The sequence below is a fragment of the Salmonirosea aquatica genome, assembly GCF_009296315.1.
Lineage (GTDB): Bacteria > Bacteroidota > Bacteroidia > Cytophagales > Spirosomataceae > Salmonirosea > Salmonirosea aquatica.
This window is the reverse complement of sequence record NZ_WHLY01000002.1, coordinates 3954637-3973350: the sequence shown is the minus strand read 5'-3', so window position 1 is coordinate 3973350 and position 18714 is coordinate 3954637. Positions and strand designations below refer to the sequence as shown.

17 protein-coding genes and 1 tRNA gene are annotated in these 18714 nt (G+C 51.5%); 6 read left to right on the top strand and 12 right to left on the bottom strand.

The genetic code is table 11. The features are described from left to right. Positions 1-7 precede the first annotated feature (7 nt). Both GBK04_RS17535 and GBK04_RS17530 read right to left on the bottom strand, forming a co-directional pair. Positions 8-2554 (bottom strand): ABC transporter permease, encoded by a 2547-nt coding sequence (locus GBK04_RS17535; RefSeq protein WP_373331075.1) that lies wholly within the window; start codon positions 2552-2554, stop codon positions 8-10. After that, positions 2541-3221: an ABC transporter ATP-binding protein gene (locus GBK04_RS17530; RefSeq protein ID WP_152761861.1), complete on the bottom strand. Its 681-nt coding sequence runs from the start codon at positions 3219-3221 to the stop codon at positions 2541-2543. Before GBK04_RS17530 ends, GBK04_RS17535 begins: the two co-directional genes overlap by 14 nt. Positions 3222-3317: 96 nt before the next feature. Here GBK04_RS17530 and GBK04_RS17525 point away from each other — a divergent pair, with 96 nt between their 5' ends. Genes GBK04_RS17525 through GBK04_RS17515 form a run of 4 tightly spaced genes read left to right on the top strand, consistent with a single transcriptional unit; the run spans position 3318 to position 4955 of the window. After that, on the top strand, positions 3318-3914 hold the full coding sequence (locus tag GBK04_RS17525) for an arylesterase (protein WP_505952495.1): 597 nt from the start codon (positions 3318-3320) through the stop codon (positions 3912-3914). After that, positions 3845-4000: a hypothetical protein gene (locus GBK04_RS31605; protein WP_505952496.1), complete on the top strand. Its 156-nt coding sequence runs from the start codon at positions 3845-3847 to the stop codon at positions 3998-4000. The genes GBK04_RS17525 and GBK04_RS31605 overlap by 70 nt, the downstream gene beginning before the upstream one ends. Before the next feature lie 56 nt (positions 4001-4056). Next, the gene (locus GBK04_RS17520) at positions 4057-4368 is read left to right on the top strand and encodes a DUF6922 domain-containing protein (RefSeq protein WP_152761859.1); all 312 of its coding nucleotides are present in this window, start codon (positions 4057-4059) and stop codon (positions 4366-4368) included. Next, positions 4323-4955: a nucleotidyl transferase AbiEii/AbiGii toxin family protein gene (locus GBK04_RS17515; RefSeq protein ID WP_152761857.1), complete on the top strand. Its 633-nt coding sequence runs from the start codon at positions 4323-4325 to the stop codon at positions 4953-4955. Before GBK04_RS17520 ends, GBK04_RS17515 begins: the two co-directional genes overlap by 46 nt. A gap of 104 nt (positions 4956-5059) precedes the next feature. Here GBK04_RS17515 and GBK04_RS17510 read toward each other — a convergent pair whose 3' ends face one another. From GBK04_RS17510 to GBK04_RS17475, 8 genes are all read right to left on the bottom strand, one after another. Then, the gene (locus GBK04_RS17510; RefSeq protein ID WP_152761855.1) at positions 5060-5512 is read right to left on the bottom strand and encodes a hypothetical protein; all 453 of its coding nucleotides are present in this window, start codon (positions 5510-5512) and stop codon (positions 5060-5062) included. 34 nt (positions 5513-5546) lie between these two features. Next, a complete protein-coding gene (locus GBK04_RS17505; protein ID WP_152761853.1) occupies positions 5547-6554 on the bottom strand; it encodes a peptidase associated/transthyretin-like domain-containing protein in 1008 nt (335 codons plus the stop codon). A gap of 203 nt (positions 6555-6757) precedes the next feature. After that, positions 6758-8146: a hypothetical protein gene (locus GBK04_RS17500; RefSeq protein ID WP_152761851.1), complete on the bottom strand. Its 1389-nt coding sequence runs from the start codon at positions 8144-8146 to the stop codon at positions 6758-6760. 151 nt (positions 8147-8297) lie between these two features. Continuing rightward, positions 8298-9719, bottom strand: coding sequence for a hypothetical protein (locus tag GBK04_RS17495; RefSeq protein ID WP_373331074.1), 1422 nt, complete (start codon positions 9717-9719; stop codon positions 8298-8300). A gap of 119 nt (positions 9720-9838) precedes the next feature. Beyond that, the gene (locus GBK04_RS17490; protein ID WP_152761849.1) at positions 9839-10465 is read right to left on the bottom strand and encodes a hypothetical protein; all 627 of its coding nucleotides are present in this window, start codon (positions 10463-10465) and stop codon (positions 9839-9841) included. 72 nt (positions 10466-10537) lie between these two features. Further along, positions 10538-11827: an adenylosuccinate synthase gene (locus GBK04_RS17485; RefSeq protein ID WP_152761847.1), complete on the bottom strand. Its 1290-nt coding sequence runs from the start codon at positions 11825-11827 to the stop codon at positions 10538-10540. Positions 11828-11901: 74 nt separating this feature from the next. After that, positions 11902-12405 carry a Fur family transcriptional regulator gene (locus tag GBK04_RS17480; RefSeq protein ID WP_152761845.1) on the bottom strand — a complete coding sequence of 168 codons (504 nt, stop codon included), beginning with the start codon at positions 12403-12405 and terminating at the stop codon, positions 11902-11904. Positions 12406-12495: 90 nt separating this feature from the next. Next, a complete protein-coding gene (locus GBK04_RS17475; RefSeq protein WP_373331073.1) occupies positions 12496-14769 on the bottom strand; it encodes a RelA/SpoT family protein in 2274 nt (757 codons plus the stop codon). Between the two features lie 172 nt (positions 14770-14941). Between GBK04_RS17475 and GBK04_RS17470 the strand changes: the two genes are divergently transcribed. Both GBK04_RS17470 and tig read left to right on the top strand, forming a co-directional pair. Next, positions 14942-15023: transfer RNA gene (locus tag GBK04_RS17470), tRNA-Leu, on the top strand. A gap of 144 nt (positions 15024-15167) precedes the next feature. After that, entirely contained in the window at positions 15168-16550 is a 1383-nt protein-coding gene (tig, locus tag GBK04_RS17465) for a trigger factor (protein ID WP_152761843.1), read from the top strand. 81 nt (positions 16551-16631) lie between these two features. Here tig and GBK04_RS17460 read toward each other — a convergent pair whose 3' ends face one another. Then, the gene (locus tag GBK04_RS17460) at positions 16632-17636 is read right to left on the bottom strand and encodes a ScyD/ScyE family protein (RefSeq protein WP_373331072.1); all 1005 of its coding nucleotides are present in this window, start codon (positions 17634-17636) and stop codon (positions 16632-16634) included. A 284-nt stretch (positions 17637-17920) separates the two neighbouring features. Continuing rightward, positions 17921-18667: a hypothetical protein gene (locus tag GBK04_RS17455; protein WP_152761841.1), complete on the bottom strand. Its 747-nt coding sequence runs from the start codon at positions 18665-18667 to the stop codon at positions 17921-17923. Positions 18668-18714 lie beyond the last annotated feature (47 nt).

The window sequence follows — 18714 nt, the reverse complement described above, 5'->3', positions numbered from 1 at the left end:
CCGAAGCCTACCCATCCTGTCGCAGTACTTCCAGCGGCGAGCGGGAAAGAATACCCCGACTATTGGCCAGACCAATCAGTACTGTAAGGCTCGAAACGATCAGGAATACCAGTAAAATGGGCACAAACTGAGGGGTGAAGTCTACTTTAAAAGTAAACTTGGCCAGCCCCCAGCTTCCCGCTAATGCCACCAGAATGCCGGTGGCAGCGGCCAGGGCACCCAGAAAGAAATATTCCAACGCCGTAATGGCAAAAATCTGATTGCGGCTGGCACCAATGGTGCGGAGCAACACGCTTTCCTGCAGGCGCTGGTACTTGCTGATGAGGACGGAAGAAATCAGCACAATCAGCCCGGTCAGGATGCTGAAGCCAGCCATAAAGCGGATAACAAACCCGATTTTTTCCAGTAATTCGTCCAGAACTTTCAGCACCAGCCCCAGGTCGATGATGGAGATATTGGGAAACCGCTGGACGATAGTGCGCTGGAAAGCAGCCGAACGCTCGTTGGATTCCACCCGCGTGAGCAATACATGGAATTGAGGAGCTTCTTCGAGAACGCCCGCAGGGAATAATACCAGAAAACTGGTACGCACCCCGCCCCAGTCCACTTCACGCAAGCTACCTACCACCGTGGCGAGCAAGGCACCCTGCACGTTGAATGTTAAAGTATCGCCTAGCCGGAGGCGGTTGCGCATGGCGAAACCCTCCTCGATTGAAATAGGCACCGGTCCGTTTCCTTCGGCTCGTCCCTGCCAGGTACCTCGCTTTAGTTTTTCAAACTCCGTAAGTGTATCCCGGAACGTCACACGGTATTCGCGGCTGAAAATGCGGTATGAAATGCGGCTCGATGTATCTTTCTGGGCAGTGGCAGCCGTGAGTCCATTCACTTTTTCCAAGCGCATATTCACCACCGGCACACTCTGAATAATGGGCAAACCCTGTTTGGTGGCCAATGAAAGTACCTCATCGCGCTGATTGCTTTGGATATCAAACAATACGACATTGGGCTGATTCCCGCTCGTGGAAAGGGTCACGCGTTTCAGGAGGAGCGACTGCACCAAAATCAATGTACAAATAAAGGCCGTACCCAGGCCAATGGAGACAATCAGAATGGAGGTCTGGTTATTGGGACGATGCAGATTGGCCAGCGCCTGTCGCCATACATAGCTCCACGAGGATGGAAAGAACCGCTTTACCAGTCCCATCAGCAGGGACGCCATCGCCAACAGCAGCAGGAAAGCCCCCAGGATACTTCCCGTAAAAATCGCGGCTTCCAGCCAGCTATTCGTTTGTAAGTAGGTAAAGAAAAATACGAAAACGAGGATCAGGCCATAGATCAACCAGCGCAGAGGGTCCTGAGTCGAGGGTTCAGGCTCGAAGGAAGCCCGCAGAACGCGCAAGGGCGAAATATTACGCACAGAAATAAGGGGTAACAACGCAAACAGAATGGAGATGAGGGTACCCAGCACTACCCCCTGCCCGATGGCCGCCCACGAAATTTCGGTGGTCAGATCAAAAGGCAGGAAGTCTTTGAGTATTATAGGCAGAAACTGCTGAATCACTGTCCCCAGAAGGGCTCCCAGCACTGATCCCAGGAAACCTACCCCCACGATTTGGATAAGGTAGATGACAAAAGCCTGGGAAGATTTTACCCCCAGGCAGCGCAACAATGCAATGGCGTTGAGTTTTTCGCGAATGTAGATATGCACCGCGCTCGCCACCCCCACACAGCCCAACAGCAGAGCGATGAAACCTACCAACGCCAGGAATTGGGTTAAATCCTCAAAAGAACGGCCCGTTGATTCCTTCTGTCCCTGAACAGTCTGCGTGTCGAAATCATCGAGTTCCAGGCGGGGTTCAATCTTTTTTACGATTTTCTCCACATCCGTCTGCGGGGGGTACCTGAAGAAATAGAGATAGTTGATCCGGCTACCTTTTTGTTCCAGCCCCGTTTGTTCAAGGTACCTCAGCGGAATGTACACCGCCGGGGCCACCGTCGTGGTGACGCCCGTTTGACCGGGGGCCTTGAGCAAGACGCCCGCAATGACAAACGTCACCTCCCCTACCTTTACGGAATCACCTACCTTGGCGTCGTATTGCAGCATGAGCGTTTGATCCACCAGAGCTTGTTGCTTGTTCCGGAACGAACGGCCTGCCTCCGCCGGAATGGTTTCCAGCTCGCCGTAGTAGGGATAATTCCCTTCCAGCGCCCGTACCTGCGCCAGGCGGCTTCCGCCGCTTTTGGGGAAATAGGCCATTGAAGCAAAGCGTCGCTCCTCCGACCGTTCCTCGCCCAGCGAATCCAGCAAGGGGCGGATTTTGGCCGGGGCGGGCTGGTTGCCGGAAATCTCCAGATCAGCCCCCAGCAACGTCGCGGCCTGGGTATCGATGTTTCGACGGACGTTTTCGCCCAGCGAATAGATGGCTACCAACGCCGCAATGCCCAGAATGACCGACGAAATGAACAACACCAGGCGTGACCGACTGCGGCGGCTGTCGCGCCAGGCCATTTGCAGGAGCCACGAGAAGGAAAAGCTTTCTTTATACTCTTTCATCGGAAACCAGTTTGCCGCCCTTGATTCTCACTATACGCTGGGTCATCGCCGCCAAATCTAGATCGTGTGTGACGAGTACCAGCGTGGTACCGGCTTGTTTGTTCAGGTCGAACAGGAGCTGAATCACTTTTTCGCTCGTTTCGGCGTCGAGATTGCCCGTCGGTTCGTCGGCGAACAGGATTTGGGGTTGATTGGAAAAAGCCCTGGCCAGCGATACTCGTTGCTGCTCGCCGCCGCTGAGTTGGGTGGGATAGTGGTGGGAACGGTCGGCCAGCCCTACCTTGTCCAGCAGGTCGAGGGCCACGGGCCGCACGTTTTTTTCGCCCCGAAGCTCGAGAGGTACCATCACGTTTTCGATGGCGGTGAGGGTGGGCATCAACTGGAAGTTTTGAAAAATGAAGCCCACGTAGCGGTTACGGAGGGCAGCCAGTTGGTTTTCGGTCAAGTCGTTAAGCCGCGTGTCGTGCAACGTGACATCGCCCGAAGACGCGCGGTCCAGTCCGGCGCAGAGGCCCAGCAAAGTCGTTTTTCCACTGCCCGACGGACCCACAATGGCCATGGTAGAACCCGTCTCGACGGCAAAACTCACGCTATCCAACACCTTCAGATCCCGGCCACCGCTCTGGTATATTTTATTGACTTCCCGTAAATTGAGTATGCTATTCATGCAAGGAGTGAAAGGAAATGGGATTATTTTGCGTTGAGAAACAAAACCTATCAACACGTTTCCCGACTTTACTGTTCACCCCAGGCCCAGGTACCTATGCGTATTGTATCAATAATTAGCTTCTTCTTAGTTCCGGTGCTCGTGTTGAGTTCCTGTTCTGAAAACAAAAAGGAAGATTCTTCTCAATCGGCAGCAACCACGAAGAGTGATACGGCTACCCCGGAAAAACAGGAAAAGACGATTCTGTTTTTTGGCAACAGCCTCACCGCAGGCTACGGCGTGGAGCCCGCCGAGGCTTTTCCGGCTCTGATTCAGAACAAACTGGATTCGCTGAACATGCCCTACAAAGTGGTGAATGCCGGAGTGAGTGGCGAAACCACCTCGGGCGGCAATAGCCGCATCGACTGGGTACTGCGCCAGCCAGTGGATGTGTTTATTTTGGAATTGGGCGGTAACGACGGCCTGCGGGGCATCCCGCTGACCGAAACTCGCAAAAACCTGCAGGCTATTATCGATAAGGTTAAAGCGAAGTACCCCGATGTGAAAATTATCCTGGCCGGGATGCAGGTACCCCCCAACATGGGGGTACCTACGCCAGCGAATTCCGGGCGCTCTACACCGAGCTGGCCAAAAAAAACAACATCTCCCTCATTCCTTTCCTGCTGGAAGGCGTCGGTGGCGAGCGTACCCTAAATCAGTCTGACGGTATTCATCCCACGCCTGAAGGCCACAAGATCGTGGCTGAAAATGTGTGGGCGGTGGTAAAGGGGCAGGTTTGAGGGAGGGAACGTTTCACCTTCAACCAAGATCGTTTACAGGCAAAAAACGCTGAATCATGGACACAACCAGTAAATCAACAAAGCCCAATATTTCTTCCCTGGCTTTCTGGGATGTGGACTTTGAAAAAATAAACTACCAAAAAAACAGCCTTTTCGTCATGGAAAAGGTACTTAACTACGGTCCCTGGGATGATATAATCAACCTCATAAAGTATTATGGGGAGGAGCGAATCAGGCAAGAAATTGTCAACTCCACCTATCTTAGTAAAGAAGTGCTTAATTTTGTTTGCTTCTATTTCCGTCTATCGCCCGACGACTTTACATGCTACAAAGAAAGACAGTCGCAGAATCCACTCTGGATTTACTGAACGAATTGATGCAACTTCCCGAGTTGTCATCCTTCTTTCTGGTAGGAGGTACAAACTTATCCCTAAAATTGGGCCATCGGGTGTCCGTAGATTTAGACCTTTTTACAGAAACACCGTTCGATAGTGATGTTTTGCTTGGCGCTTTAGAAAAGAGATTTGCCGATTTGATTATCGTCAGGCACACTCCCGGGGCTATTTTGGGTTATATTCGGCGGGTAAAGGTGGATTTCATCCTGTACGAATATCTGCTATTAGAACCCATTGAAGTAATAGACGATATCCGGCTTGCCTCTTTGCCCGATGTGGTGGCCATGAAAATCAACGCCATTTCCCGAAGAGGCGTTCAGAAGGATTTCTGGGATATTGCTGAATTGTTAGATCATTTTTCATTGGAACAAATGCTGCTATTTTTCAAGCAAAAACACACGGCAACCGATGTGGGTCATATCCTCCGTTCGCTAATTTATTTTGCCGATGCCGACGGAAGCGAGCCGCCTCTCTCACTCAAAAAGCACAACTGGAATAGCGTGAAGGAGAAAATTAAAAGGGCAGTAAGAGATTACATTAAGGCCCAAACACAGGGCTAGCTCAATCAATCCGACGGCTATAAGATCGTGGCCGAGAATGTGTGGGCGGTGGTGAAGGGACAGGTGTAAAGTAATACTCGATGGCATCTCAGTCTTTTTTGAACTCAAATGCTTTCAATCCATTCTCTCGCCCTATCCGGATCAGTAAAAAAGCGTTCGGTATCCCGACCGAAGCGAGTATTGTACAGGTCCATTTTAGTCGAGTCCTGATGGACGTGCGCCGCACCCACGCATTGGATTCCTCTTGTAGGGGTGTACTTCATGGTTTTAGCCTCTTCTGGAAACAGATCCACATACCCTACTTTCCAGCCGTAGCCAGCCAGGGTCACAGGCACAATTCCCCGGAATCTTTTGTGGGCTTCTAGATCGACGGCTTCAAATCCGTACATATTGACCAGTACCTTAAATGTACCATTGTCAGGAATGCTTTCCAGGGCAGCCTGAAATGTCTTCTCCCATGTTTCAATTGCAGACTTTTCTACAGCTCCGCTGATATGGGTGATGATTAATTTCTTCCCGGCATCCCAAGAAGTCTCTGTGATTATTGGATTGTTCATGGTCCTTTATGAGAATTTGTAAGAAAATCAGACGCTACTCGGGTACATCTACCTTGATCTGTATCGATCCCCATTTACCCCGATTGGGAGGTGTTGTTGCATTTTCAGCACCTATATCAGGTGTAAAGAGCAGCTTGGCCGTACCGATGGCCTCGCCAAGTTTTAAGCCGAAGTAGGGATATACGCCTGCATACCGGCCCACGGCTTCCATGTGCAGTGGGGGGCCGTCTTTGAGCCTGACACTGATGGCATACCGACCCACCGGAACATTCATAATCAAGAAATTATAGTTCTGGAGACTGGCCTTTTTGTTGATTACAAACTTTTTTTGTTCTCCGTACAAACCAGGGCCATCCGGGGTAAGCATTACCTGAATCTCCGCGTTTTCCGGAATATAGCTCGGCGGATTATACACCGATGATGGATCGCTCACATTGTAGGTAATATACAGAGAACCACCGGCATAGTTGGTGGGATCGTTGGGCCGCTGACTGACGAGATCTTTATTGAATACGCCATAAGACAGCAGCACAAAATTCTTGACCAGTCCATCGCCGGAGGGGAAGCTGCCTACCTTGCCATCGGATGCATACAGGCTCATGACCGCCCGGCCTTCGCCGTAGTCGATGGTGTAGCCGGCGGCGTAGAATTCGGCCGTCCCCCAGGGTACCTGGATTTCATAATAGCCTTTGGCATCGGTTTCGTCGGATGCGCCGGAATAGTAGCCGCCCGTAGCCGTCGATCGTATACCAATATACGCTCCTTCCAGCGGCTTGCCGCTCAAATCAGCGACATAGCCGCGCACGACTCCTTTTTTAGCGGATAAGGCCGGGAAATTGGGCATTCGGGGAAGTGTATTGCCCATTACACTCACGGAGGTTTCGCTCGCGCTGAGCGAAAAAGTGGCCTCTCCCTGCACGGCAGGCAGGGCGGGTTGATCACCCCAGGCGGTGGCTTGCCCATCTTCGATCGGGTCGGGATCTTTGCAGCCCAGTACAATCAGGGCGGCAATCAAGAGAAATTTGGCATTCATGGCACGCATAAAAAATGTTGAAATATACAAATGCTACTACACGTCCACTGAGCAACGCGATGCCACAAAATAAAGAAAGGTACCCCCGTGCTGAGGGGTACCTTTGTGTGAAGCGAAGCAACAGATGTGTGAATGCCGGTTTTTGGGCTTTATCTCAATGAAGTTCCAGATGCGGGCTATGCCATAAACCCCACCATGCTTTTAAGGCACCTCTACCCGTTCTCCTCATCGAACCGATCCGTAATAGCTTTTCGAATTGCCTGGTGCGGGCGCATGCCTGCGCTGCGGGTGCGGGGTACGGCGCGATCGGTAGCCGACGATTTGGCGCGCAGAGCCAGGTTAGACACCGTGAGGTGGCTGTTGCGCCATTGGTCATATTCCTCGTCAGTCATGATGTGGCGCACCACTTCGCCGCGCGCGTGACCGTCGTTGTAGGCATGAATGCGGCTATCGGTCAGAGCTAGTTTGCGTTCTTCTTCCAGATCGGCAATTTCTTTGCGCAGGGCTTTTTCCTGCTCCTTCAGCTCATCCAGCGCCGGAAGTACCGACAGATCGTTTTCCATGATATTCTTCTGTATCATTTGCTGCGAGAGTACCTGCTCCACGGCGGTCAGCTCCTTGACCAGTTTTTTGCGCCGCCGCCGCAACCGCCACAAGCGCGGGTCTATCTGAAGCCAGCGGTACCAAAAACTCTGCAAAACAGGCAATGCCATACCTAAGGATACGGCCCCCGCAATGGCAAACAGTACACCGCTCAGCACGAACGACAGCAATGCCCACGGACTGTTGACCAGCATCATACTCACGTTGTCGGAGTCGCGCAGGGCCTGTTCTATTTTATTGGTCAGTTCAGGGCTGTTGACGGTAGCACCCGTCAGTGGATCCACAGCGTTGAGTTGCAGGTTCTTGATGGATTTATTAATGGCCTCCTTCAACTTGTCTGTCCGGTAGGCTTCGTACCGGAACCAGCCCAATACCAGGAGGGTACCTACGGCAAACACCGCCAGAATGACCTTGAAGCGGCCGTAACGCTTCTTAATACGGGGTGAATCGTCGGTTTGGTAAGGTCCTTCGATCAGACGGTCGTAGGCAGGCTTCAGCAGAATGGATACCATTGCCAGCCCCACGGCAAAAGCCCAGGCTTCGTTAGAATTTCGGATGTTGAGCGCGTAGGCTACAATTTCGTGCGAGATAATCAGATCACCGAAAATGAAGGATAATCCCGCCGCCAGAAAAATAAACCCAGCCAGCAGCGAGTAGTGCGTGGCGGCGTTGGTGCGCCTCTCTTTTAAAAGTTCGGTTTCCTGCTCTGTTTCGGCTACCCGGCCCTGGATTTCCTGTGCGCGCTTCGAGGTTTGGTTAAGGCCAAGCAGATGTTCCTGTAAGGCATCGAAGGCGCCCTTACGCTTGCCCAGGGTATCCTGCCGGGTCGTTCCCAGCGTATTCAGTTCGTTTTTCTTCTCATCCAGGCGTTCCGCTACCCATTCATGACTTACCTGGCTCGACAGGTAAGCTTCATAAGCCTCCCGGTTGAGATTTTCGATTCCGCTCGTATAGCCGTGCTGATAATCGGGGTGTTGATTTGGCTGTTGCTCTTCCATTTTTATTCAGTTGAGATTCGAAAGTAGAAATTATCAAATGGAAATGTTTATGCCATATCAATCGAGAAAAGGTGAAATTGGTAAACAATGATGAGTGCAGGATAATTCAGACAATCGCCCTATCAGGGCTTTCAGGTCTTTTTTTTCACTTTTAGTTGCCCCTGATTTCCCGTAACTGCTTCTCAGAAAGGCGACCTTTCATATTCCGGGCCAGATAGAACTCGCTTTCAAAGAGTTTGATGAGCATATCGCGGCGGGCCTGCAGACGGGCACGCTCGCTTTCGGAGGTACCCTGCTCGCGAAGTACCTGCCATTTCTGTACCCGTAGATCGTTGATTTCCTGCTCCAGGTATCCCATCTCTTCTTCCCAAAGCTGAGCATGACTCACGGATTCCCGGCGGCCGCGTTGGGAAGTCAGCCACACGTGCAGGTCGTTGCGCAGCACGGTGAGGTTGCTCAGGAATAGTTTGCCGGCAAAGAGGAACAGAAAGAAGACAAATACAAATAACGCGGTGGCCTGCCAGGCGTTCTGGGTTTGCGAGGCCTGCGCAAACACAAACAGTGCCGCCGCCAGCGGCATACCTACCTCCTCCAGAATCTGCCGCCACGTCACACGGCTTTCGGTATCGTGGAAAAGTGAGATACGTCCGAACAGATTGAACATTCCAGCCAGAAACACGCCCAACGCCACGAATGAACTACTGGCAAAAGAAGGCCGCAGGGTTTCTTCGATTAAATAGTAATTGCCTACGCACATGGCAACGGAAAGTACCAGCCCTACCACAGTGCGCGGCAGCTGGTGTTCGCCCTCGAGCCGGGAGTTCTCCAGGTTTTTTAACTTGACTTGTAGTTCCTGAATTCGGTTTTCCTTTTGACCAATATACAGATTCATCTCCTGCACGCGCTCGTTCTGCTGCTCGATGCGACGCTCGTGGGGTGCGGTCAGGTGTAAAAAATAATTTTGAATGATGTCGGTTTTCTCGGTAGGCTCCGATTCCGCAAGGCCAAACAGTACACCCTCGTCACGCAAAGTATCTTCATCAGCCAGCCAATAGGGAATCGTCAGATCAGTACTTTCCAGCACGTATTCATTTTCCGGCATTTCCATCCGGGGCACTCCGGCGCGCGGCCTACCTGCACCCAGTGTGGATGCACCCGGTGTGGACACACCCGGAGCGGGAGCAAGGGTACCTTGCGCCCGCTCCTGCTGGGAAGTTTTTGTTTCACTTGATCCGCTACCCTCCTGCGCACTCTCTGCTTCCTTAATCGGCAAGGTTGGTTTTAATACAGGATTAAGGGCGGCAGGCTGTGGTCTTTCGGAGAGTATATTGCTGTACTGAGTCGCCTCGACCTCAGCTGGAATACGGTACGAAGGAGGGGGTACCTCGACTGGTTTTGGAACGAACCGGGGAGTACTGTCGGCTGGCGGTGGGGCCGTAGCAGGATGGGGCAAAGGCAACGGAAATGAGGCGGTCTCGCTGCTAGCAGATTGCGCTTCATCTTCATAATAATCCAGATCCTGATCACCGGACCCCTTGACAAATTGCGAAAAACGTTCCCAGACGGTCGCCATGATCTAATGGGTAATGGAAGATTGACAATACAAGTTTGTCTGCAATTATCTACCAAAACTGCCGGACAATCTACATTATTGTGATAGTTGGTAAAATTTACGTGTAGAATAAACGGATTTCAACCTACCTCGAACATCTTTTTCAGGGCCAGCCACAGCCGTTTTTTCAAGGATTTGTCCGCATCAATGACCGATAGCGGATCGGCCAGCAGAAACCAGATTCCCTCGATGTATTTGGGCGTATAAGGTGGAAGCAACAGATCGAGCTGGAGTTTGATCAAAGGTACCCCAAACGTGATGAAGTAGTTGGTACTTTTGGTGGCCAAAACTGCTCTTGCATCGGCAGAAGAAAGGGTACTGAAATTCAGAATGTCGGTTTCAGCAATGGAATGTCCCGTGGCTTTCAGGATATTTTCCAGCAACAGGGAGTCCGAAGGCAGTAGATCGGCCTGTTTTTTTTCATCTACCAATACCAGAATCTGATGTTGTAAAGCGGGGAATTGAACAGCCACCGGGGAAATGGCTGGGACGGGGGCTGTAACAGCCGGGGGTACCTTGCTCACACTTTCGGTTTTGCCGACCGCCGGATCAGGTACTTTTTCCGCTAGAACAGGGGGTACCTTTTCACTGATCGACGATTCCGCTGCTTTTTCTTCTTTTGCCTGAACGACCACTACGGGTTCATCCACCCGAAACAGCGTATCGTCCTGAAAAAAGATTTTGTAAAAAGCAGCGGAGTCGTTCATTAATCAAAACTATTTTTTAGGACTCGGAACTGCGGCACAATCCTGCCTTCGCTCCGAAACGTACCGTAAGCCCTATCCTAACACCGCTTCGCGATGAATCAGCGCCTCCCGGTCGGGACCCGTAGAGACAAAACTGATTGGCAGTTTCAGCTCCTTTTCCAGGTACTCCACATAAGTAGTGAGTTCAGCGGGCATATCATCGAAGGCACTGATGCCGTCGAGCGATTGTTCCCAGCCCGCAAAATCCTGGTACACAGGCTCTACTTTCTCGGTGCATAGGTCGTAAGGTAGCTGGTCAGTGAGGGTACCATCGGCCAGGCGGTAGTGGGTACATACGCGTATCGTGTCGAAAATGTTGAGTACATCCACCTTCATCATCACGAGTTGCGTCACGCCGTTGATCATCACCGCGTACTTCAGGGTGGGTAGGTCCAGCCAGCCGCAGCGGCGCGGGCGGCCCGTGGTGGAGCCAAACTCGTTACCTTCCTTCCGCATTTTTTCGCCGGTTTCTTCCAGCAGTTCGGTCGGGAAAGGCCCGCTACCCACGCGGGTGCAGTAGGCTTTGAAAATGCCGTACACCTCGCCGATGGCGTGCGGCGACACGCCCAATCCTGTGCAGGCGCCGGCAGTCATGGTGCTGGAACTGGTCACAAAAGGATAGGAACCAAAATCGATGTCGAGCAGTGAGCCCTGGGCTCCTTCGGCCAGTACCGCCTTATCCTGATCGAGTGATTCATTGATGAGGTATTCACTGTTCACCAACTGAAATTCTTTCATGAACTCCACGGCAGCAAAGAAACGCTCTTCGGCGGCGGCCAGCGCTTCCTGGTAGTCGAACTCGTAAAAATCAAGGATGGCCTTATGCGCCTTGACGAGTTTGTGGTATTTGCTCTTGAAATCGCCCGAAACCAAATCACCTACCCGTAACCCCAGCCGCGCCACCTTGTCCTGGTAGGTAGGGCCGATGCCCCGCAGCGTGGAGCCAATTTTGTCTTCCCCTTTTGATTTTTCGTAAGCCGCGTCCAGCAGACTATGCGTAGGCAGGATGAGCGATGCTTTCTTGGAGATAAAAAGATTGGCTTTCAAATCCAGATTGAACTTCTGTAAGCCTTCGATTTCCCGACGGAATACAATGGGATCAAGTACGACTCCATTTCCAATGATATTTTGAATATCGGAGCGAAAAATTCCGGACGGGATTTGGTGCAGCACGTGTTTGATATTGTCAAATTCGAGGGTATGTCCCGCATTGGGGCCGCCCTGAAAACGCGCTACCACCTGGTATCGTGGCGCAAGGACGTCCACAATTTTACCTTTTCCTTCGTCGCCCCACTGGAGGCCTAGCAATACGTCGACTTTCATTCAATACGGCAGTTTAAAATAAAAAAAGCCCGATTCGACCCTATAATAGGTCAAATCGGGCCGTATGAGTTAGTTCAATTATTATTTCGATCGAAGAGCTCCTCTTCGGCAATGTCTTTTCGGTTCTCACAGTTGGAACGCGTACAGCCGCCATAAAAAATCAGCGAATGGTGGTCCACCTTGAAATGCAGCATTTCACCCACCATATTCTGAATGGACTGAATGCGGGGATCGCAGAATTCCATCACCTTGTGGCAGTCGGTGCAGATCAGGTGGTCGTGCTGCTTGAAGCCGTAGGATTTTTCGTACTGGGCCAGATTTTTACCAAACTGGTGCTTGGTAACCAGATCGCAGTCGACTAGTACATCCAGGGTATTGTATACCGTGGCCCGGCTGACGCGGTACTTTTTGTTTTTCATGCTGATATAGAGCTCGTCTACATCAAAATGATCGCTCCGGGTGTAGATTTCCTCCAAAATCGCAAACCGCTCGGGCGTCTTGCGAAGGCCTTTGTTTTCCAGATAAGCCGTCAGGATTTTCCGGGCGGCTTCCATATTGTCCTTACCGTTTTGTGACATAGGTTGCTGAATCAGGTGCAAATATCGGTGTTTTTACCCGAAAATAACAGAAGTCGGGACATTCTATAACGTCTCGGCACCGGCTACGGTTCACAGGGGCACGGCGTTGAGGTTGGCATCGAAACGGAGTACTTTAAAAACCCCGTCCACCCGTTCGAGTTTATTGATGAGCATATCCAGGTGGCTCGTATCGTGCACGTACAGCTTAATGTCCCCCTCAAAGACACCATCTTCGGTATCGATGGTCAGCCCACGCATGTTGATGTGCAAGTCGCTGGAAATAATGCGGGTCACGTCGTTGATGAGTCCTACACGGTCGGTACCTGTGATACGAAGCCCGGCCAGGAAGGCCTCTTCTTTCTGCGACTTCCACTTGGCTTTCAGGATACGGTTGCCATGCTTGGACATGAGTTCGGCGGCATTGGGGCAGGTAGTGCGGTGGATCTTGATACCCTCGTTGATGGTCACGAAACCGAACACGTCGTCGCCCGAGATGGGGTTGCAGCAGGGAGCCAGTTTGTAGTCGATTTTGTCCATATCCTCCCCAATGAGCAGCGTATCGCTATCGGATCGCTCACCGTGGATATTTTTCAAAAGCTTGACCACCGTTTTGCCATCCGGGGTGTCATCAGCACCGATTTTGTCCTTCCGCTCTTTATTTTCCTTACTCTCCTTGTACTTTTTGAACTTTCGAAGCTCGTCGACCTGGATATATCCCTTGCCTATGCGGTAGAAAAAGTCAGCAGGTGTTTTGGATTCAAAGAAGGCCCGCAACTGATTGAACGTTTCGTGGTTGGCTTCGATGCCCAGTATTTTAAGCTTTTTCTCCACCATTTGCTTCCCGTCGGTTTCGTAGCGGCGGCTTTCTTCCTTGAGATAATCCTTGATCCGGGTCCGGGCTTTGGATGTCACCACGATCCGCAGCCAATCCTCGTTGGGTTTCTGCTTACTGGACGTGATGATCTCTACCTGATCGCCGTTCTTCAGCACGTAGCTGATGGGTGCCAGGGTACCCCCTACCTTCGCCGCCATGCAATGGGCCCCTACTTCGGAGTGAATGTCGAAGGCAAAATCCAGGGCAGTGGCCCCTTGGGGGAGTACCTTGAGTTCGCCTTTAGGTGTAAAGCAAAAAACCTCCTCCGTGAAGAGGTTGCTACGGAATTCGTCCAGGAATTCGATGGCCGCGGTACGATCGCCCGATCCGTTCTCCAGCGTTTCGCGCACCCGGCTGATCCACACCTCGATGTTTCCCCGCACCTTGGTGTCGTTACCCTTGTATTTCCAGTGGGCCGCGTAGCCCTTTTCGGCAATCTCATCCATGCGCGTGGTGCGGATCTGTACCTCCACCCATTGGCCGGTTTTGCTCATGACCGTGGAATGCAGCGACTGGTAGCCGTTGGCGCGCGGAGTACTGAGGAAATCCTTGAGGCGATCGGGATTGGGCTTGTAATGATCCGTGACGATGGAGTAGGCCTGCCAGCACAACGCTTTTTCGCGCTCGAATTCCGCCGGAGCATCGATCATGATGCGGATGGCAAACAGATCGTAAATTTCCTCGAAAGGCTTGTTCTGTTTGCGCATTTTATTCCAGATGGAATAAATGGACTTGGGGCGTCCCTTGATGACGTACTTAAAGCCCGCCTCCTGCAAATCCTGCTCGATGGGATCGGTAAAGCGGGCAATGAAACGGTCGCGAGTAGTTTTGGTTTCGCGCAACTTGCGGGAGACATCGCGGTAGGCTTCGGGTTCGGCGTACTTAAGGTACAGATCCTCCAGCTCGGATTTAATGGCATACAGGCCCAGACGGTGCGCCAGCGGGGCGTAGATAAAAATGGTTTCCGAGGCAATCTTCAATTGCTTATCACGGGGCATACTGTCCAGCGTGCGCATATTGTGCAGACGGTCGGCCAGTTTGACCAGGATTACGCGCACGTCGTCCGATAGCGTGAGCAGCATTTTCCGGAAATTCTCTGCCTGCTGGGAAGTACCGTACTCGAATTTGCCCGAAATCTTGGTCAGGCCATCGATTATTTTGGCCACTTTCTTACCAAACAACCGGCTGATATCGTCGATCGTCATTTCGGTGTCTTCCACCACATCGTGCAGCAGGGCGGCCACAATGGCCGTAGTACCCAGCCCAATTTCCTCTACCACAATCTGCGCCACGGCCAGGGGATGGTAGATGTAGGGCTCCCCCGACCGCCGCCGCATGTCTTTATGAGCCTCCACCGAAGTATTAAAGGCTTTCTTGATCAGCTTGGCATCGTTGTCTTTGAGGTAGGGTTTGGCCGTTCTGAGTAGTTTCCTGTATTTTTTCAGGATGTCGTTCCGCTCCTGTGCTAAGTCTATTTCGATTGTTTCCACGGTGTCATTTCATTTCCAGTAACGCTACACCAAATTAATTCATTAACCAATGATTATCAACAATACTTTTCCAAACTATATTTCTTACCAGAAAATTAGGAACAGTTTGGAATATATAATTACCTTTGCACTCCCAAAAATGACTATTCCTGAAAAATAGTTGTTGGAACATGCGGGCGTGGCGAAATTGGTAGACGTGCCAGACTTAGGATCTGGTGCCGCAAGGCGTGGGGGTTCGAGTCCCTCCGCCCGTACGATCAAAAAGAGAGAAGCCCTCAGGACTCGCTGTTTTGAGGGCTTTATTTTTAATGTGAGCATGAGAGGTTCGATAGAGTATTTTGTTCTCATTGCTACGTATTCTATCCTTCTATCATTCATTCAATCTATCATTGCAAACAATGGAAGTTCTGTTAGAAAAAAGCTCCCCCACTACGGCTTCGCTCAAAGTAAAGCTGACTCAGGAAGATTATAAGCCCAAGGTGGACAAAACCATCAAGGACTACGCTAAAAAAGCCAATTTGAAAGGATTTCGGCCCGGCAAGGTACCCATGCACGTCATCACCCGCATGTACGGCAAGAGCATTTTGGTGGATGAAGTGAACCACATGCTCAGTCACGCGGTGAGCGATTATATCCGGGATAATAAAATTCAGGTCGTGGGCGACCCGCTCCCGAACCGCGAGCAGGCCGATGCCATTGACTGGGACAAGCAGAGCGATTTCGAATTTGTGTATGATCTGGGGGTAGCAACCGATTTCGAGGTGGATTTCTCAGAAATCCCGGCCATTCCCCACTATACGATTACGGCCGATGAGAAGGAACAGGAAGCGTCCATTGCTAATCTCAGAGAGCGTTTTGCCGAGTCCATCAACCCCGAAGTGTCCGAAGCGGGCGATATGCTCTATGGTGAGCTAAAGCAGGAGTCTTCCGAATTCACAACCAATACGGCAATCCCGACCAAGCGCGTGCAGGAAAGTCAGCAAGCCCAGTTCGTAGGTGTGAAGAAAGGTGACGAGATCGTATTCGATATTCAGAATACCTTTGAAGACGAAGCCGCCATCGCCCATGTAACAGGTAAGAAAAAGGAGGACGTAAGCGAGCTGACGGGCGACTTTACTTTTAAAGTGGAGGACATTACCCGCTCGGCGCCCGCCGAACTGAATCAGGAATTCTTCGACAAAGTACTCGGTCCCGGCAAGGTAGAAAGCGAAGAGGAATTCCGTAAAGAAGTTCTGAGCATTATCGAAGAAAACTACGCGCGCGAATCGGAGACGCTACTGCGTCGCGATATTGAGAAAGCTCTGCTGGATTCTATCAAAATCGACCTACCCGCCGACTTCCTGAAGAATTGGCTTGAACGTACCAACGAGGGTAAGTTTACCCGCGAGCAGATTGAGGAGCAGTTTGACGATTTTGAACGATCTCTGAAACTAAGCCTGATCAAAAACAGGGTAGCCGAAACCGCCGAACTGAAGGTAGAGTACCCCGAGATCATGGCCTACACCAAGCAGATGATGCGGGGCCAATTCGGCATGTACGGCAACGACGACAGCATGGATGAAGTCATTGAGCGTGTGGCTGCGGGCTACCTGGCCGACCGCGAGAAGGACAATTTTTCTACCATGCACAACCAGGTGTTCGACCTCAAAGTGTTGGATCTGATTCGCGAACAAATCGCGACTGAGGAAAAAACCATCGACGTGGCAGAATTTGAGAAAATTGCCAAAGCAAGCGGTGGAGTTTTGGAAGAAGACGAAGAAAATACCCTGGAAGAGGCATAGAAAGTTGCTCAGAATAAAAAAAAGACCTCCCTGCAAAATGCAGGGAGGTCTTTTTTTTGAAGAATCTAGAAAAGAGGGAGCCTAATAGGTCACTTTCTGGACGTTGCCATCGAGCCCGCTCACGTAGTAGGTGTGGGCGTCCATCTGCACCAGGTCGGTCGGCAGGTTCAGCCCGTCCACCGCTACGGAGCTGCCGTTGTTAGCTACCCGACGTATTTGGCCCGTATTGGGAGCAAATCCCATGGCCCCAAACACTCCGTGCTGTACGACGAGAGCACCGGGATCGGTAGTCAGGTTGATATCGACTAAACTCGTAAATCCTCCCTGGTAAACAGAAACCGCTCCAGCCTGATCCACCTGGTAAATAATAGAAGCATTGGCCGGAAAAGGAAAGCCCAGCAAGGTACTTACCAGGAACTTCTGCCCGTCGAAAACGATGCCTGTCGGAACACTCTCCACAAAAGGAGGACCTACCGGCGTAGGGTTGGTGATACCCGGGATGACCGCAAATACACTCCACACGCCCGCCTTGGTGCGCCGAATGAGGGCATTGGCCCCCGCATCAGTGAAGTACAGGTCTCCGTTTGGCCCCACAGTCATGTTGTACAGGTGCGTATCCTGGGTATCCTGCGCAAAATTGTAATCGAGGATGAACTGCTGCATGTCTTCTACGGGCAGGTCTTTGGCCAGCATAGGTGTATCACCGGGCTTGAAGCCGACGACATTAGCTTTGTAGAGCTTGCTATGGGCGCCCAGGATGTACAGCACGCCGTCGGCAAACAGGATGTGGTTGAGCCCGTTCAGTTCACCGCCCATGATGACTTCCGAATCGAAACCGGTGATGACGGGATGAGCCTTGCCATCGGGTGTCAGCATCGAAATCCGGCCGTCGTTTTGGCCGGAACCGGCCTCCGCCACCCAGATATGCCCACCGGCGTCCTTTTCGAGGCCGATGGGTCCGGCTAGCCCGGAAGCAAAAGGAGTTACCTGGATTGTTTGGACGGCGGGAATGCGGTGGTCTTCGCAACCGGTAAGCAGAAAAGCAGCCACCAGGCTGCCCAAGAGGGGAGATTTGAAGTTCATCATGGTTGTTTTTGAGTATGAATAAAAGGACAAAAGAATACGTACGTTACCAGCTTGTCGCGATGGAATCCCTTAGGTTTCAAGGATTGCCTGACTCTGCAAAAAACGACAGACTTTCATTGAAAACAATGGGCCTGAATTAGACAGTAAAAATAAAGCAAAAAATCAATTGCAATACGACCATTCACTCGATTACAGCATATATTGATATTTTAAAAATAAATATGGGCTGAAATCAGAAAGCAAGTAGCAAATGGTGTGAAACAGGCCTTCCCTTCTTCCCTTGATCAAAATATTACCGCCAGCCCTGCGCCTACATTGAGTACCGTCACAAACCGCCGGGGGCTAATGGAACCTTCGATGGGAGGAAGATCACCGACCTTCACATAGGTAGGTACGTCTTTGAGCTGGGCATTGGCCCCGATCCAGTCGCCAGTGAGTTGAAAGCGCAGGTGGTCGGTCAGTCGGAAACGTACCCCCGCACCCGCACCATACCCGAAGGCCCGGGTGGAAGCTACCGGTACACGAGCGTCTACGGCATTTTGCCCGGTGGAGGAAACGCCGTTGAGTGTAACACCCGGCGCCTCAGCAAACACCATCCCGCCCTGAATATGACCCTCCAGTTCCACTGAGCCCAGTGACAGGTACCCTACCGGTCCGGCGAGCACCGCTCCCAGTTGCCAATCTGTGACTTCACTTTGCCAGGTATAGGTATCGGGATTGGGCAAAAATTGACTGTATTGTTCGATCAAAGGCTCTGAATTGGCCTGGTTGATGTTCAGGCTGCCCGTCAGGCGCAACCCTGCCCACGAGCCGATCCTGCGCTCATAGCTGAGTTGACCAAAGAATCCTTCTCCAGCCAGGCCCGCCTCGGGGTTACTGAATTGCTTGCTGGCAAACTTACCAATGGGCAAGCTATATCCGCCCGAAAAAGAGACGCCATTCCGATCTTGCGCCCGACATGAAAAGGAAATGAGCGAGCCCATAATGACCATCAGTGCCAGAGCCTTGGGATAAACGAAAGACTTATTCATAAACATAGTTATTATTTTTAATAGAATTGACTTTACGGGCCGCCTGA